The organism is Fusibacter ferrireducens (assembly GCF_015352425.1).
In the GTDB taxonomy this organism is placed as follows: domain Bacteria; phylum Bacillota; class Clostridia; order Peptostreptococcales; family Acidaminobacteraceae; genus Fusibacter_A; species Fusibacter_A ferrireducens.
Genome location: NZ_JADKNH010000002.1, coordinates 111,450 through 129,111, shown reverse-complemented (window position 1 = coordinate 129,111; position 17,662 = coordinate 111,450). Strand labels below are relative to the sequence as shown.

Genomic DNA, 17,662 nt, shown 5'->3' with positions numbered 1-17,662 from the left:
AAAGAATTAAGTTCTTTTATAAGGAACGAATTACATGTTGTTTTGGGTCTTTAAAATAAAATATTTAGCAGCAGGTTTTTACATCCATTCAAATTGATACATATTTGTAGATAAATAGAAGTCATAAATACCGTTAAAATGATGCATTAAATTTATGAATGGAACCAATTTCCTAGCGGGGGGTTCAATAAAGAAATGCTAGGAGTAAGTATATTAAAGCCTAAATATATTGAGGAGGGAACAAAATGAAGAAGCATATCAAAAAAATTGTAATGATCCTATTGACAATGTTTATTTTTACATCCTGCAGTAGTGGCGTCAAAGCTTCGAATGTTGCAAATGATGAAAATACTGCCGATGCTACTAATGTTTCAAAAAAGGCAACTCGTGACACCATTGTAGTAGCGCTTCCGAAAGAACCGCCAACATTAGACCCACATAACGAACAAAGTACTGTAGCGAGAACGGTTGAAAAAGTCGTTTACGATCGATTGGTAGAGAGAACTAATGGAGAAATTAAGCCAATGTTGGCCAAAAGTTGGGAAATTCTTGATGATCTGACCATACGTTTTCACCTTCGCGATGACGTGTATTTTCACAATGGCGAAAAAATGACGGCTGAAGATGTTCGTTACACAATTGAACGAGCGGAATCTATGCCTGCAAGTGCATACTTTTTCTCATCCTTTGACGGAAAAGGGACAAAAGTTGTTGATGAATACACTATTGATATAAAACTTCATAATGCTTTTGCACCTGCACTGAATTACTTGGCATCATCGCGAGGTAATATTGTATGTAAAAAAGCTGTTGAAGAAATGGGAGCAGATGCATACGGAAGAGCCCCTATTGGTACAGGGCCACTGAAATTTTCTAAATGGGTTTCTGGAGACCGTATTGAGCTAGTACAAAATGAAGCGTATTGGGGAAACCAAACGGCTTATAAAAAACTTGTTTTTAGGACTATAATTGATGCTTCTAGTAGAGCTGTTGAATTGGAAACGGGAGGTATTGATATTTCTTTAGATATTAGCCCAGAAGATATGGGCAGATTATCGGAAAATCCTGATACTCGCATCGTTGAAGGCCCTGGCTATGCCATGAATTATTTTATGATCAATAGCCTAAATTTCGACACACTTGCTGATGTAAAAGTTAGAGAAGCATTGGCAATGGCTCTCAATACTAAGCAAATAGTTGACGCAGTGTTCAAAGGAACTGCACGAGCTTCAGATAGTGTATATCCTAATACGGTTGATGGATATACGCAAATAGGTCCTATGGAATATAATCCTGAGAAAGCTAAAAAAATGCTGGTTGAAGCAGGATGGGATTTTGACACCGTTTTAGACATTGCAAGTGCTTCTGATGAAAAAGCTTTGATGGACATATGTGAGATTGCACAAAATATGTGGGCTGAAATTGGTGTAAAATCAAAGATTACTTCTTATGAAACGGCGACGCTGATGGACCAACAAATCGCTGGAAAAACTTTGCTTTCAATCGCTCCGGATAATCCTGCTACTGGTGATCCAGATCATGCGGTTATGAGCTGGTATCAAGCAGGTCTTGGCTTACAGGATTCACAACCTATATGGGATCTTATTAAAGAAGGAAGAGCAACCTATGACAAAACAGCACGTGCAGCAGTGTATGCAAAATTGCAAAAACTCTTGTGGGATTCTCATGGCACGATTCCAGTAGCGGATCTTAATGTGCTTTATGGCACGCGTTCGGATATTGAAAATATGGATGTCGATCCAGGGAAAATACCAAATTTAGCTTATATTACTATTTCTCAACAGTAGTAAATTCAAAGAAGTAGGAAGAGGTTGCTGAAAGGGTGTCAAGGTGATGCCCTTCTCTTCCTTAGAAAGGGGTTGAATAGATGAGTAGATATATTTTGAAGCGTATTTTTCATATGATACCAGTTATGTTTGGTGTGAGTTTGATCATATTTACATTGATGTTCTTTATACCTGGAGATCCTGCCAGACAAATATTGGGAGATAAAGCAACTGAGGCATCCATTTCAGAACTTAGAGCTGAGTTGGGGCTCGATAAGCCTTTTGTTGTTCAATATGTTAACTATATAGAGGGTGTACTAACTGGCGATTTTGGCATTTCATATACAACAAAACAGCCTGTATCTGCAGAGTTATTCGCTCGTTTTCCAACAACACTTCTCTTTGCAATTATAAGCATCTTAGTAGCCTGTATTATTGGAATACCATTGGGTATTATTTCAGCTACAAGGCAGTATTCTTTTATTGATAATATTTCGACCACGCTTACGCTTTTAGGCATGTCAATTCCTTCTTTTTGGTTGGGCTTAATGCTAATGTTGCTTTTTTCTCTGCACCTTGGATGGTTTCCTGCAACTGGATTTTACGGGCCTAAGTATTGGGTCTTACCATCTGTGACAATAGGTGTCACATCGGCAGCTTTTATTACCAGAATGACTCGTTCAAGTATGCTTGAGGTAATCCGGCAGGATTATATTCGGACTGCACGTTCAAAAGGACAGACTGAATTTAAAATTATTACAAAGCATGCGCTAAAAAATGCAATGATTCCTGTCGTTACGACTATAGGTCTTATTTTCGGTGCGAGTTTGGGCGGTCAAATTATCACTGAACAAGTATTTTCAATCCCTGGTCTAGGGAAGTTAATGATTGATGCAATTAGCCAAAGAAATTATCCTGTTGTGGAGGGTGGTGTTCTTCTGATCGCATTTTCATTTACGGTTATCAATCTTTTAGTTGATCTGATTTATGCGTATATTGACCCAAGAATTAAATCTCAATTTGTCATAGAAAAAAAGAAGAAAGAAAGTACTGCTCTGAAGGGGATGTGAAAATTGTGGAAAAAACGACTAAACTAGCATTAAATTTTAATACGAAAAAAACAGGTCAAGGCTATGATGTATGGATGCGGTTTAAAAAAAATAGATTGGCTTTAGTGGGCATGTTTATTGTGGGTTTACTTTTGTTAATGGCAGTTTTAGCACCCGTAGTGGCACCTTATAAATTTGATTTGCAAGATTTGTTAAGTACAAGTCAAAAACCAAGTTTGAAACATTTATTTGGTACAGATAATTTGGGAAGAGATATTTTTAGCCGTATTGTATATGGTTCAAGAATATCTCTATTTGTCGGATTTGTTGCCGCTGCAATTGGCACTTTAGTAGGCGGTGCTTTGGGTTCAATTGCTGGGTATTATGGAGATAAAATAGATACTATCATCATGCGTGCCATTGATATAATGATGGCAATTCCTGCTATGGTACTTGCAATTGCAATTTGTGCAGCTCTGGGTCCCGGTTTGCTAAATACCATGATTGCAGTTGGAATATCAACTGTTCCAAGATATGCTCGTGTTGTAAGAGGTGCCGTTTTAACTGTCAAAGAGCAAGAATTTATTGAGGCTAGCAGAGCCTGTGGGGGCAATGATTTTCATATTATTTTGAAGCATATCACACCTAATTGCCTTGCTCCCATTATAGTACAAGCATCTTTAGGCGTAGCAGATGCTATTTTGGCAGCAGCAAGTATGAGTTTTATCGGACTTGGCATACAACCGCCAGTTCCAGAGTGGGGGGCAATGCTTTCAGCTGGAAGAGGCTATATACGAGACAATCCACATATGGTTCTTTTTCCTGGACTTGCAATTATGATGACTATTTATGGGTTAAATCTTTTGGGTGATGGTCTGAGAGATGCACTTGATCCAAAGCTGAAGCGTTAAGTGAGGTGAAAAAGATGAATCTATTAGAAATTAAAGGATTAAAAATACACTATATAACAGATTCTGGGGTTGTTAGGGCAGTCAATGGCATAGATCTTGAAATCAATAGAGGAGAAACTCTTGGACTAGTTGGGGAAACTGGTGCAGGTAAAACGACAACAGCTCTTGGCATTATGTGTCAAGTGCCTGATCCACCAGGCAAGGTCGTCGAAGGGGAAATTTTTTTTGAGGGCTCTAATCTATTGGAAAAAAATGCACGTGAAATTCGTAAGATTAGAGGTAGCAAAATATCAATGATTTTTCAAGACCCTATGACTGCGCTTAATCCAGTAGTTACAATTGGAGATCAAATTTGCGAAGTGATACGATTACATCAAAAGACATCACATGCTGAATCCATTAAAATAGCATGCGAAATGCTTGAATTGGTGGGTATTCCCGCTGAGAGAATTAATGAGTACCCCCACCAATTTTCTGGAGGAATGAAACAACGTGTTGTTATTGCCATTGCCCTTGCTTGCAAGCCCTCATTGTTGATAGCAGATGAGCCTACAACTGCATTGGATGTCACTATTCAGGCACAAGTTTTACAAATGATGGACAAACTTAAAAAGGAACTTGGCACTTCAATGTTAATGATAACTCACGACTTAGGAGTTGTAGCAGAAATTTGTGATCGAGTAGCTATTATGTATGCTGGTGAAATCGTCGAATATGGCACATTGGAGGCTATTTTTAATAATACGGCTCACCCATATACAAAGGGGCTTTTTGGATCTATTCCCAGTTTGGTTTTAGATGTAGAAAGACTTAGTCCTATTGATGGTCTAATGCCAGATCCAACACAATTACCAACTGGATGCAGTTTTGCACCACGTTGTAATGAAAAAATGAGTGAATGTGAAGAGCGAAAGCCAGAATTATTTCAAGTATCACCAGGACATTTTTCAAAATGTATACACCATAAAAATGAAATGCATAAAGAAAGTCGAGGGTGTTAAATGAGCGCATTATTGGAAGTCAAAAATCTAAAAAAATACTTTAAGACACCTCGTGGCATGCTACATGCAGTGGATGACGTCAGCTTTGACCTCAATTCTGGAAAAACATTAGGCGTAGTTGGAGAATCAGGGTGTGGAAAATCCACCTTAGGAAGAGTTCTTATAAATTTACTTGAAGCAACTGATGGTGAAATATTTTTTGAAGGCAATAATGTTATAGGCATGAAAAAAAAACAAATAAAAGATCTTAGGCAGTATATGCAAATTATATTTCAAGATCCATATTCTTCTCTTGATCCTCGTATGTCAGTAAGTGAGATTATTGCAGAGCCACTTAGAATTTATGAGGTTTGTAAAAGTAATGATGAGCTGAAAAAACGCGTGCAGGAGCTTATGAAAATTGTTGGACTTACAGAACGTCTTGCCAATGCTTACCCTCATGAACTGGATGGCGGAAGGAGACAGCGTATTGGAATCGCCAGAGCATTGGCTTTGAATCCTAAATTTATCGTCTGTGATGAGCCCGTGTCAGCATTAGACGTATCCATTCAAGCTCAGATCCTTAATTTAATGCAAGATTTGCAAAAAGAACGAGGCCTGACATATCTGTTTATTACGCATAATCTTTCTGTGGTCAAGCATATTTCAGACGATATCATGGTTATGTACCTTGGAAATATGGTGGAAAAATGTAATACAAAAGCGTTATTTAAAAGAAATTTTCACCCCTACACCAAAGCATTGCTCTCAGCAATACCTATACCTCAAATCGGCATAGAGAAAAGGCGCATTCTTCTTGAAGGCGAGATTTCCTCACCAATCAATCCAAAACCAGGGTGTCGATTTGCATCGCGCTGTATATATGCAAAAGAAAGATGCAACTCAGAGCAACCTGTTTTGCGTGAAATATTGGCAGACCATTTTGTGGCATGTCACTATGTTGAATCAATTAATATTCTTTAAACCTTGAATAGCAGGAACTATTAATGCACAGACAGTATCACAATGATTTTTACCATGATTCGGTCAATTAAGTGCTTTCGGTGTGCCCAGTTTCTAATTAAAATCAGTCTTTAATAAAAATTATATAGGGAGAATTATAGGATGATTGATGATCAAATCAAAAAAAAAGCTGTGGATCTTGCCAGTAAAAACTTTGCAGAGGCACTTAGTTGCTCTGAATCGGTATTTTATGCGCTTATTTGTACGGATATAATTGACGTTCCAGAAGAATGTGTTGCAATGGCAACAGCTTTTGGCGGTGGCATTGCTCTTTCAGGTAATACTTGTGGTGCATTGATTGCGGCAGAAATGGCTTTGGGTAGTATTTGGGGGTTTAAAAATCCGTATTCAATGACTATGGAACAACGGCAATGGATTCCTCGCAATCTTAAGCTAAGACGCTTTAACAATTTAGTCCAAGATTTTAAAAGTGAATTTGAAAGTGTTAATTGTCAGGAGATCTGTGATTCCAATGGATTCTATGGCTCTGATAAGTGCAAAGATATTTGCAGAAAAATTGTGCCTTATATAACGGGTAGAGTTATAGATTATATAAATATAGATGAAAAAACAGGGGATACAATGCCCTATGGCTATAATATTATGAATCTTAAATAGAGAGATGTTTTGTGAAAAGCTATTTACAAAATAAAAATGACGGGTTATAATGTCTTTTATGAGGAACATCGTTCTTTATAAAAGAACGAAAAATGACTATAGAGTTCTATTTTTAGTATAAGTCAACTCTAAATAAGATTTAAAAAATAGGCATGTAAATCTATGGTCAAATAAAAATAAATAATATACAGAATGGAGTGAATTATTTGACGAAAATTAAATTTTACGGATTGGGTGGTCAAGGTGTTGTGACTGCTGCGAAGATATTTTCTGAGGCAGTTTCATTGTACGAAGGCAAATATGCTATTACGGTCCCAGCTTACGGTCATGAAAGAAGAGGGGCGCCTGTAAACACAAGTATAATAGTTGATGAAGAACCTGTGCTTTTGAATTCATTTGTGTATGACCCCGATATTGTTATGGTTATGGATCAGAATGTAATTCATAAGGGCGTAGACATCGCAGAGGGCATTCATGAGGAATCCATTTTAATACTAAATACAGAAAAAAAAGAGATGCTCTCAATATATGAGAAATTGGGATTTAAAGAAATCTATTATGTAGATGGCACACAAATTGCGATGGAAAAAATCGGGAGAGGTATTCCGAACAGTTCCATGCTTGGGGCAATTGCTGGAGTTGGTATTGTATCCATAAACTCAATTGAAAAAGCTATAAAAGAATGGTTTAAGGGAAAGGCGGGTGATAAAAATGCAGAAGCAGCAAGAACAACAAACAAGAAATTGCAAAAAAATTAATGTGTATGGCCCTTGCGCTAATGAATTTGTCAGTTCAAACACAGGAAGCTGGAGACTTGAAAGACCTGTAGTCAATTTTGAAAACTGTATAAAATGTGGCATATGCGAAAGCTTTTGCCCCTGCAACGTAATTACAATACACAAAGAACTTAAAGAAAGTGTAGAGATAGATTATGACTATTGTAAAGGTTGTGGCATTTGTGTCAACGAATGTCCTAAGAATTGCATTAAATTAGTAGCGGAAGGAAGTGTAGAGTAATGGCATATAAAATGTTAGATGGAAATTCAGCAGCTGTTGAAGCTATGAAATTGGCAAAAGTTCAAGTTATTTCTGCATATCCGATTACGCCTCAAAGTTCAATTTCTGAAAAATTAGCTGACTTAGTGGCAGATGGAACGATTAAAGCGGAATATATAAGAGTTGAATCTGAACATTCGGCTCTATCTGTGGCAACAACAGCATGTCTTGTGGGTGTAAGAGCTGCAACAGCCACAGCCTCAAATGGTCTTGCACTTATGCATGAAGTTGTTGGCATGACATCGGGGAATAGAGTCCCAATTGTGATGCCAGTTGTGAATCGAGGTATCGCTGCACCTTGGACTCTATGGTGTGAACATGGAGATGCAATGAGTGAAAGAGACATGGGGTGGCTTCAATTTTACTGTCAAAATGTCCAAGAAGTTTTGGATATGACTCTTTTAGCCTATAAGATATGTGAAGATTATAGAGTGCAACTGCCTTCTATGGTCTGTCTTGACGGTTTTTTCTTGTCTCATTCAATGCAAAAAATTGATGTGCCAACTCAGGCATCCATGGATCAATTTATAGGACCCTATATTCCTAAAAATGCTTTTTTGGATACCAGTGATCCTATGTTTATATGCGATTTGACTTCACCAGATGAGTACACGGAAATGAGATATCAACAGAAAAAAGCTATGGATAACGTATTTGAAGTTTTCGAGGAATATGCAAAGGCATATGAAGTCATCACAGGACGAAAGATTCAAATCATGGAAAGCTATAAAACAGAAGATGCAGATACGGTTTTGGTTGCACTTGGTTCAATGTGTGGAACGGCAAAACATGTAGTCAATAAAATGAGAGCAGAAGGCAGAAAGGTAGGCGTTATAAAGATCGTCACTTTTAGACCATTTCCATTTGAAGCAATAAGAGAGGCACTTAAACCGTTTAAAGTCATTGGTGTATTCGACAGAAGTGCAGGACTAGGTGGACAAGGTGGGCCATTATGGAGTGAAATTACTGCTGCTATGAATGGATTGAATGCAGATATAAGACATTTTGTAGGTGGTCTTGGCGGTCGAGACGTTACAGAAACAACCATTGAAAAAATATTTAATGAACTATTGGATATTCAGAGCGGTAAATCATTAAACCACACTCAATGGATTGACACTAAAGAAAATGCAATGACTTTAAGGGAGGTGACTGTGAAATGCTAGAAGTTAAACATCAATCAAAGGGTTTAGTGTCTCATGGAGTTAGTGCTTGTGCAGGCTGTGGACTTGAAATTGTAATGAGAAGTGCCATGAGAGTTTTGGGAGAAGACACCATGATTATCATACCTCCTGGATGCGCTGCATTATTTTCTGGATTTGGAAAGGAAACCGCTTTGAAAATTCCAGGATTTCAGGGGAATCTGGAAAATTCTGCTGCATGTGCATCAGGGCTGAGAGCGGCCCTCAATGCAAAGGGTAACACTCATACTAAAGTACTTGCTTTTGCAGGAGATGGTGCAACGGTTGACATAGGTATTCAAGCATTATCCGGAGTTTTGGAAAGAAGGGATAAAGTTATTTATATATGTTATGACAATGAAGCTTATATGAATACAGGCATTCAGAGCTCATCTTCAACACCTCAATTTGCTTCTACGACGACAACGCCTGCAGGTAAGAACACTGGAAGAAAGGATTTAGTTCAAATTGCAATTAGCCATGATATTCCTTATGCGGCAACAGCATCTATTTATAACATAAAGGATTTAGAGCGAAAAATTGAGAAAGCATCTGAAGTTGATGGCCCGTCACTTGTTCATGTACATGCACCATGTCCAACAGGATGGAGATATGACCCAAGCAAAACAATACAGGTTGCAAGAGCGGCTGTCGAAACAGGCTGTTGGATTCAATATGAATATGAAAATGGTAAATATACTCTTAATTATAATCGGAAGGCATTAAAACCCATTGAAGAGTACGTTGGTTTGCAGGGCAGATTTAAAAAAATGAGTGCAGAAGATAAAAAGACAATGCAGGAAAATGTAAAAGCACATTTCGATAAATACACGGGAAAAATGATATGAATTTAATAGGATACTCTTATCCATAATCTGTTTTAAAATGGGAGGCAACATGGCCTATAGATGTATGATAATTAACTTGGGATCGACTTCAACTAAAGTAGCTGTTTATGATGATTTAAATGAAGTTTTTAGAGAATCCATAGCCCATTCACAAGAAGAACTCAGTGAATTTGATTCCATATGGGATCAACAAATTTTTAGAAAAAATAAAATCGTAAAAACACTGGAGCATAATGGCTACAAAATGAGCGAATTTGATGCTATCTCTTGTCGTGGCGGCAATACCAAACCCATTCCTGGAGGCATATATATTTTGAATCAGGAAATGATAGAGGATATGAAAAGTGAAAAATATGGCGTTCACCCAACGAATGTTGGTAATGTAATCGCATATAATTTAGGATTGGAACTTAATATTCCAGTTATAGTTGCAGATCCACCTGTAACAGACGAGCTTTGTGATTTGGCTAGATTTTCTGGGATCAAAGAAATCCCAAGAATGAGCAGCTTTCATGCTCTTAATCAGAAAAGGACCGCTAAAAAAATAGCCAACGATTTGGGTAAATATTATAGTGAATTGAATTTGATCGTTGCGCATCTTGGCGGAGGCATCTCAATTGCTGCTCATGAAAAAGGTCTTGTGATCGATGTAAATAATGCACTTGACGGAGATGGTCCTTTTTCACCTGAAAGAGCAGGGACGGTTCCAGTAGGTGACGTGATACGCATGTGCTATTCAGGAGCATTCACATTGGATCAGATGATAAAAAAAGTTCGTGGCAATGGAGGGCTAATGTCTTACCTTGGGACTAATAGCGGTCTTGAAGTTGAGAAAAGAATCAAAAATGGCGATGTCTATGCTCAAAAAGTTTATGAAGCGATGGCATACCATATTTCAAAGGAAATAGGGGCAACATGTGCTGTAATGTCTGGAAAGGTAGATGGCATTGTTCTCACAGGAAGTCTTGCGTATTCCGAGATGCTTACGGCGTGGATTAAAGAGAGGACTGAGTTTATTGCCCCGATTTATATTTTAGCAGGAGAAAATGAGATGCTTTCTCTCGCAGAAGGTGCAATGAGATATTTATCAGGTGAAGAAGAGGCAAAAAGTTATTAGGAGGGTATTATGTTGAATAATCTAGAAGAACTGTTTATTCAAGTTAAGAATGAAAAAAAAAAAAAATTGCTGTGGCTGTAGCGGAAGACCCTGAGATTATAAAATTAGTAAAATTGGCAATAGAAGAAAACTTAGCCGATTTCGTTTTGATTGGTAACTTAGAAAAAATAAAAAAATTGATGAAAAATGAAAATTTATCAGGTAGTATGGAAATAGTGGATAGTTTGGATCATAAATCAGCAGCAGAATATGCTGTTAAAATGGTTAGGGATGGAGAGGTAGAAGCCATCATGAAAGGGATGCTTCACACTTCTACATTTCTAAAAGCTGTATTGGACAAGGAAAAGGGTCTCAATAAAGGGAAAGTTGTAAGTCAAATTTCAGTTTATGACAAGCCATTTGGTGAAGGCCTTCAGCTCCTCACAGATTGTGCCATGGCTATAGAGCCTACTTTGGAAGAAAAAAAAGGCATTATAGAAAATTCAGTTGAACTTGCAATAAAGCTGGGTTGCAGCTTTCCTAAAGTAGCACTGCTTTCTGCTGTTGAAGTGGTCAATCCTGCAATAAAGGATACTGTAGATGCAGCAATACTTTCAAAAATGTGTGACCGTGGGCAAATTAGAAATTGTATAGTTGATGGTCCTTTTGCGCTTGATAATGCGATATCTCCCGAAGCTGCAATTCAGAAAAAAATATCAGGTGAGGTTGCAGGCAATGCAGATGTGTTAGTTGTACCTAATCTTCAAGTTGGCAATGTCTTAACGAAATCTCTTACACTATTTTCAAAAAAAGAAGTTGCAGCAGCTGTAATGGGAGCATCAGCTCCAATTATTATGACTTCTCGAACGGATTCTAAGAAAAACAAATTACTTTCAATAGCGTTAGCAGTTTATATATCTGAGCAGGTGTAAAATGAATTTGAGGTTAGATAGAAGTTTGATTCTAAAAATACTGATGACATTAATTCTACCGATTTCGATTGTTATCGTTAAACCGCTGGGCATGTCATTATTTCAAAGTATTGTTCTCGGCACGTTATTTTTAACCGTAACATGGTGGGCAACTGGCTGTGTCAACAAGGAGTTCGCATCCATTTTAATGCTTCTTATTTTTAGCGTATTTGGGGATACATCTCTAAAAAATATATATTTTTTCCCGCTCTCTCATGATTTTGTGACTATTATAGCTTCTTTTATTCTGTCACAGGGCATTGTGAATTCTAAAGTTGCAGATAGATTTTCAAAATATGTCCTAAATAAATTTTGCAAAAATTCTAAAGCACTGGTTTTGATGAGTTTTGTCCTTGGTATTGTGTTCATATTTATAATACCTCAACCGTTCCCAAGAGTAATCATTTTAGCCTCTATATATGCGTCATTTTTAAAGAATCAAAATATCACGGAAGAAGAAAATCAAGTTTTAATTTTCAGCATTTTTCTTGGGTCAACAGTTACAAGTATGATGTTTTTAAATGGGGATCTTATTCTAAATTACATGGCAATAGAATTTGCAGGTATATCAATGAGTCAGTTGGAATGGATGAAGTATATGCTATTCCCCACATTTTTAACCTCAATTATCCTGTGTTTGGTGTATATCTTTACATTTAAAAATTTTCTTCACAGAGAATTTATTCTTCATGAGGCGGAACCTGAAAAAATAAGTAGGAAGGAAGCAATAGCTACTGCGATTATGATGTTGGTAGTTGTATTCTGGATAACAGAAAACATTCATGGCATATCAGCGATGTATGTATCATTAAGTGGCGTTTTGCTCATGTTTATATTTGGCGTTATAAGGATTAAGGATTTGTCGACGATTAATATCAATTTGATGCTTTTTCTTACAGCAGCATTCTCAATCGGCAAGGTACTTACGGGAAGCGGTATATCATCAATTCTAAGCAATTACTTTTTGACTTTTTTCCCGCCATTAGATAGTGTTATTTATCTCCCTTTTGTATTGCTGTTGATTGTCGTTATTCATGCAATGTTTGGGAGTACAATCACAGCGCTTTCTGTAGTTACGCCAACCTTAATCGGAATAACAAATGGCGTTTTTAAACCTGAATTCATTGCATTACTTGGATATGTGGCAGTGAGTATCCAATATCTGTTACCCTTTCATCACGTGACTATACTAATCGGTTTTGGCAATGGCTATTATAAAAATGCCCATGTTATAAAAATGGGTATTTCATTGACTATAATACTACCGCCACTCATATTTGGAATATTTATGCCTTGGTGGAGATTTATGGGGCTTTAAGTGGTCGCAAGACTGCTTGTAAGGGATATCATTGGCATCAGAATAATATTTAAAGTGGAAGAGAAGATTTGCGATTGTAAGTCTTCTTTTTTTGTATAAAGAAAAAAACGGGTTCTACAGATGGTTCTAAAGTGCTCTAAGTCAGTAAAATGTATAAGCAAGCCTGTAATATGTTTATTTATTTATCGGTATATTAATTGTATTATTAAATTAACGATAATTTAAGTAATGAATTTGGGGAAAGAAGGGCATGTCATGGATAATTGTTATAAAATAGAATCAATTGCTCAATTACATGAGTTAATCGGCGCTGAGAAGCCAAAACATCCACTTATAACACTTGTAGATCTTACCGAAATAAATCCAACAGTCTCAACAAACGACCTTCATATTTTCACGGATTTTTATACGATCAGTTTAAAAGAAGGCAATACTTGCAAAAACAAGTATGGTAGACAGTATTACGATTTTCAGGAAGGCAGTTTGACCTTCGTGGCACCTAGGCAAGAACTATATATTGATGAAGATAACTCGGAAGTAAAGGGTAATACTGGCTGGATTCTTTGCTTTCACTCTGATCTAATCGACAAGAGTGTACTGTCGAAAAAGATGAACCAGTACACTTTTTTTTCTTATGCCAGCACAGAGGCACTGCATCTTTCAGATCAGGAGAAGGCGAAAATCACTTCTTTAGCAAATGATGTTCAAGACGAATTCTGCCGAAACATGGATGTTTATAGCACGGATTTAATCATTTCGTATATAGAATTGCTTTTAAATCATTGTAAAAGATTTTATGGACGACAGTTCATCACAAGAGCCAAAGTGAATAAAGAAGTCATTGTAAAATTTGATGCATTGTTAAAGCATTGCTTTGAATCAGATAATTTAGAAAAAGTTGGGTTGCCAACTGTCAAATTTCTTGCGCAGGAAATGGGTTATTCCCCGAATTATCTGAGTGATCTCCTCAAAAAAGAGACGGGTAAGAACACACAAGAGCACATCTATATGTATCTGATGGATAAGGCTAAGAGATTGCTCATGGAGACTGATAAACCGGTGCAACAGATCGCTGCTGAGTTGGGATTTGAATATCCACAGCATTTCTCGAAACTGTTTAAAACCAAGACGGGCATGTCGCCTATGGCATTTAGAAATTAAAGGGGGGGTAAATGATGAAGATAAAAAGGAACATTGCAAGAATTGCTGGGCTTCTGTATGTCGCTGTGGCTATAACTGGCTTTTTTTCAAATAGTACAAATGGTAAACTTATAACAGGTGTGAAGGCAACGACAATTGCTGAAAATATGAATTATTTTGAATGGCTTTTTCGAATCAGCATTGTCAGCGATTTGATGATGGTGGTGAGCTGGATAATGCTGGCCTATATGCTCTACACTTTGTTCGAAACCGTGAATAAAAATCAGGGATTGTTGATGATCTCATTCGTATTGGTGGGGAGTGCAACCATCTGTGTGAACGCGCTGAACAAACTGGTGGCGCTGTTTATGCTCAAAGGCGTGGATGGTCTATCTGCATTTAACCTTGGAGGACCTCACTATCAGGCATTGCTGTTCTTAGATTTATTTAAGGGTGGGAATTATATCGCTCATATATTCTTTGGCCTCTGGTTATTTCCATTGGGATATTTGGTCTATAAGTCAAAGTTTATGCCTAGAATCTTGGCAATTCTTTTAACAGTTGCCGGCTTCGGATATTTGACTGATTTCTTTACGTATTTTTTACTGCCAGACTATGGACTAAGAATTACTCAATTTACTTTTTGGGGTGAAGTACTGTTATTGATCTGGCTTTTGATTAAAGGCATAAAGGTACCTCCAGAAGAGGTGGATATTGCTTGATCTGAGGTCAGTCGATGAGGTAGCAGTAAAATATGGGTATAATTCAGCGGCGGCCTTCTCTCACGTGTTTTATTCTATGCATGGTATTTATATTCGGAATCGAGAAGCGAAGGCGCACTTTTAAAAGCATATCCACGAATGATCTTTCAATTGTCAATAAAAGGAGAAAGTGAAATGAAGTATCACATAATAGTAAATCATTAGAGATAAGGTTTTCTTAAACCTTGTCTTTAGTGATTTTTTTTGCTCTTATGAGTATTGCAGATAAAGTGATGTATTTATTTTCACGCTTTTATATAAATGTGTTTTCTATGTGGAAGTGGGTAAATATGAATTATCATTACTTAAGTGCTTGGAGTACCTAAAGATATATGAATCTACTTTGATAAAGTTACAGTAGGATTAGAATGCACACATCAACTGAAGATATAAAGGGATAATTTGATGGAGGTGAAGGTTTTTTTTATTGCTGGTTAACATAAAATTATAGAAAAGTCTATAATTGTAAGAGGAGGTGTCTTAAAATAGGCCATAGGGGTATTGCTTTGTAAGTAAAGAAAGCACATAAAATGTATATCTGGATTATAGAGGATTATTAAAAAAGGAGGTATTGACTATGGGATTAAAATTTCAAACAAAGATTATTTTGATTACTCTTATTTTAATCGTTATAGTTGGTGGGGCAATTACCTATCAAAATGCAGTACAACTTAAGAAGACCATGTACGGAGAAATGCAGAATGAAGGCTATCAATTAGCAGATTCTATATCCGAAAAAATTCAAATATCAAAGGCTTTTTCTGCACGTATTGATTCATTAATGGCTGAACGTATTATCTTGGCAGCTGAAGCAGTTAATCTTATTCCACCAGAAGAGATGAGTAACGAAAAGTTGAAATCATTCTTGTCAAAAGTTGAGGTTAATGATATTTATGTAATCGACAAAGATAGAAAAATCCAGTACTCCAATATAGCGGATTATATTGGTTGGGAATATCCTCAAGGACATCCTATGGATCCAGTTTTTAATGGACAGGCGTATTCCTATATGGAAGCTATTCGAGGAGATTTAATTTCAGGAGAAATGAACAAATTTGGAGGCATATCATTGGACGATGATAGGTATGTTCAGATTGGGATTAATGCATCTATAATTAAGGAAATCCAAAAGCAGTTTAGCCCAGAAGTATTATTGGATCAATTATATCAGAATCCTAAAATTCTTCAGGCGCATATGATTTCTATGGAATTAACTAAAGAAGAGCAAGCTAAAAAAGATGCTGTTCAACCTTATGATGACACAAAGCGAGAAGCTGTCATATTGGCTGGAAACAAGTCAAGCACTGAACTTGTACCATATACAGATTCTGTTGGATTAAGTGTAATGAATAGTGGCGAAAGAATATCTCGTTTGGTAACCCTAGAGGACACTGGTGAGCAGGCCTATGAAGTTTTGGTTCCGATAAAGAATGACAACAAAGTTTCTGAAATTATTTCTATTGCCATTTCTTTGGATCATCTTAATAGCATTTTGAAGGATAACCTGATAAATTCTCTTAGTGTAACAGCTGTTATTTTTATACTGGCTATTATTGCAGGCATAATAGGGATTAGGACTGCCATGGGACCTCTTAGAAAATTAGGGAGTCAGCTTCATGAAATTGCTGCAGGTGATTTCACTGTGGAACAAGATAAGAAGATACTAGAATCGAAAGATGAACTAGGTGAAATTGCCAGAGATGTAAAATCAATGCGCCTTCAGCTCAGTGAGCTGGTTCATTCGTTAAAAACAGGCGTTAAAGAGGTTAGTGCTGGATCGGATAAACTGTCAAATATTATGAATGAAACGGCTGATGCTGTGGAGGAAAATGCAAAGGCTGTGGAAGCGCTTGCAGTCTCGGCTAATGAACAGGCAGACGAAGGCAGACGGGTGTCATACAGCGCAGAGCAGTTGGGTGTTGTGGTGGAAAAGGGACACCAAAGCATTGAAAACGCAAATGTTCGCGTAAAAACAGTTCAGGAACTCAGTCTAAACGGTGACAGTATCATAACAGATTTAGCTAAAATTACAAGTGAGAGTATTGATAAAACGGATAAAGTTTCTATTGGCATTAAGGAGATTGAGAAGACTGTTCAAGCGATGCGTGAATTCATGGGGCACATTCGTTCAATTTCAGAGCAGACCAACCTATTGGCACTTAATGCATCCATAGAGGCTGCTAGAGCTGGTGAAGCTGGTCGGGGATTTGCAGTAGTTGCAGATGAAATTCGTAAGCTTGCGGAAGAAACCAATCAGACTACGGAACAAGTTGAAGAAATCATAACGAATATCACTGATCGTACCAACCATGCAACTAATAATATTGTGGAAATTACAGGTGTTACCCAACAACAAACTCAAACACTTTCAAAAACCCTAGAGATTTTTGGTCAGATACAAGGAGCTGTTCAAGAATTGGTACAATCAATGAATGAAGTTATGGAAGTAACAAATTCTGTTGACGCAGGAAAAAATACGATTACAAAGGCAGTGTCGGTTTTAACAGGATTGACAGAGAGTCTCTCGGCTACTTGTGAGCAAATTTCCGCTTCTACTGAAGAACAAAGTGCAGCTGTTATGGAAGTCAATGAGCTATCAAAAAGTAATAAGGAATTGGCAATTAGACTGACTGAGCAAACTGCAAAATTCAAGACAACCGAACAATCTGAATAATTTAAAAAATTTGCAAGAAGTTGCCTCAGCATGAAATGAAATTTTGCTGAGGCAACTCTTTAATTTACGATGAGATATTGCACTGAATCGAGGATATCTTTCTCAACAATATCCAATGGGCTCGTGTTTAAGATATAAATTGACAGAACGAGTAAAAAATGATATGTTACAAATGTTAGACTGATCGGTCTATTGTGTGTAATAATCTATTTAGATTCTAGGGTCTATTGACGTATCTAAAAAATATTA

Annotated in this window: 16 protein-coding genes; all 16 read left to right on the top strand. The window is 37.0% G+C overall.

The features are described from left to right. Nucleotides 1–245: 245 nt before the first annotated feature. The 16 genes from ISU02_RS03660 to ISU02_RS03585 all read left to right on the top strand — a co-directional run bounded on the left by ISU02_RS03660 (nt 246) and on the right by ISU02_RS03585 (nt 17,413). The gene (locus ISU02_RS03660) at nt 246–1,808 is read left to right on the top strand and encodes an ABC transporter substrate-binding protein (RefSeq protein WP_194700433.1); all 1,563 of its coding nucleotides are present in this window, start codon (nt 246–248) and stop codon (nt 1,806–1,808) included. Between the two features lie 80 nt (nt 1,809–1,888). Beyond that, on the top strand, nt 1,889–2,857 hold the full coding sequence (gene nikB / locus ISU02_RS03655) for a nickel ABC transporter permease (RefSeq protein WP_194700432.1): 969 nt from the start codon (nt 1,889–1,891) through the stop codon (nt 2,855–2,857). Between the two features lie 5 nt (nt 2,858–2,862). Continuing rightward, entirely contained in the window at nt 2,863–3,747 is an 885-nt protein-coding gene (locus ISU02_RS03650) for an ABC transporter permease (protein ID WP_323985009.1), read from the top strand. Between the two features lie 14 nt (nt 3,748–3,761). Continuing rightward, nucleotides 3,762–4,748 carry an ABC transporter ATP-binding protein gene (locus tag ISU02_RS03645; protein ID WP_194700431.1) on the top strand — a complete coding sequence of 329 codons (987 nt, stop codon included), beginning with the start codon at nt 3,762–3,764 and terminating at the stop codon, nt 4,746–4,748. Then, the gene (locus ISU02_RS03640; RefSeq protein ID WP_194700430.1) at nt 4,749–5,711 is read left to right on the top strand and encodes an ABC transporter ATP-binding protein; all 963 of its coding nucleotides are present in this window, start codon (nt 4,749–4,751) and stop codon (nt 5,709–5,711) included. Between the two features lie 141 nt (nt 5,712–5,852). Next, the gene (locus ISU02_RS03635; RefSeq protein ID WP_194700429.1) at nt 5,853–6,368 is read left to right on the top strand and encodes a C-GCAxxG-C-C family protein; all 516 of its coding nucleotides are present in this window, start codon (nt 5,853–5,855) and stop codon (nt 6,366–6,368) included. A 206-nt stretch (nt 6,369–6,574) separates the two neighbouring features. Beyond that, complete coding sequence (locus tag ISU02_RS03630) at nt 6,575–7,126, top strand: 2-oxoacid:acceptor oxidoreductase family protein (RefSeq protein WP_194700428.1); 552 nt, start codon at nt 6,575–6,577, stop codon at nt 7,124–7,126. Next, the gene (locus tag ISU02_RS03625; RefSeq protein WP_194700427.1) at nt 7,080–7,385 is read left to right on the top strand and encodes a 4Fe-4S binding protein; all 306 of its coding nucleotides are present in this window, start codon (nt 7,080–7,082) and stop codon (nt 7,383–7,385) included. The genes ISU02_RS03630 and ISU02_RS03625 overlap by 47 nt, the downstream gene beginning before the upstream one ends. Continuing rightward, nucleotides 7,385–8,590, top strand: coding sequence for a transketolase C-terminal domain-containing protein (locus ISU02_RS03620; RefSeq protein WP_194700426.1), 1,206 nt, complete (start codon nt 7,385–7,387; stop codon nt 8,588–8,590). Before ISU02_RS03625 ends, ISU02_RS03620 begins: the two co-directional genes overlap by 1 nt. After that, entirely contained in the window at nt 8,584–9,453 is an 870-nt protein-coding gene (locus ISU02_RS03615) for a thiamine pyrophosphate-dependent enzyme (RefSeq protein ID WP_194700425.1), read from the top strand. The genes ISU02_RS03620 and ISU02_RS03615 overlap by 7 nt, the downstream gene beginning before the upstream one ends. Nucleotides 9,454–9,502: 49 nt before the next feature. Further along, a complete protein-coding gene (gene buk, locus ISU02_RS03610) occupies nt 9,503–10,570 on the top strand; it encodes a butyrate kinase (protein ID WP_207736169.1) in 1,068 nt (355 codons plus the stop codon). A gap of 65 nt (nt 10,571–10,635) precedes the next feature. Beyond that, nucleotides 10,636–11,481: a bifunctional enoyl-CoA hydratase/phosphate acetyltransferase gene (locus ISU02_RS03605; RefSeq protein ID WP_407646412.1), complete on the top strand. Its 846-nt coding sequence runs from the start codon at nt 10,636–10,638 to the stop codon at nt 11,479–11,481. A 1-nt stretch (nt 11,482) separates the two neighbouring features. Beyond that, nucleotides 11,483–12,838 (top strand): SLC13 family permease, encoded by a 1,356-nt coding sequence (locus ISU02_RS03600; RefSeq protein WP_194700423.1) that lies wholly within the window; start codon nt 11,483–11,485, stop codon nt 12,836–12,838. A 255-nt stretch (nt 12,839–13,093) separates the two neighbouring features. Then, nucleotides 13,094–13,999, top strand: a complete 906-nt coding sequence (locus ISU02_RS03595) for a helix-turn-helix domain-containing protein (protein ID WP_194700422.1) — start codon at nt 13,094–13,096, stop codon at nt 13,997–13,999. Nucleotides 14,000–14,010: 11 nt separating this feature from the next. Beyond that, entirely contained in the window at nt 14,011–14,700 is a 690-nt protein-coding gene (locus tag ISU02_RS03590) for a DUF4386 domain-containing protein (protein ID WP_194700421.1), read from the top strand. Nucleotides 14,701–15,316: 616 nt separating this feature from the next. Continuing rightward, nucleotides 15,317–17,413 (top strand): methyl-accepting chemotaxis protein, encoded by a 2,097-nt coding sequence (locus ISU02_RS03585; protein ID WP_194700420.1) that lies wholly within the window; start codon nt 15,317–15,319, stop codon nt 17,411–17,413. The last annotated feature ends 249 nt before the right edge of the window (nt 17,414–17,662 follow it).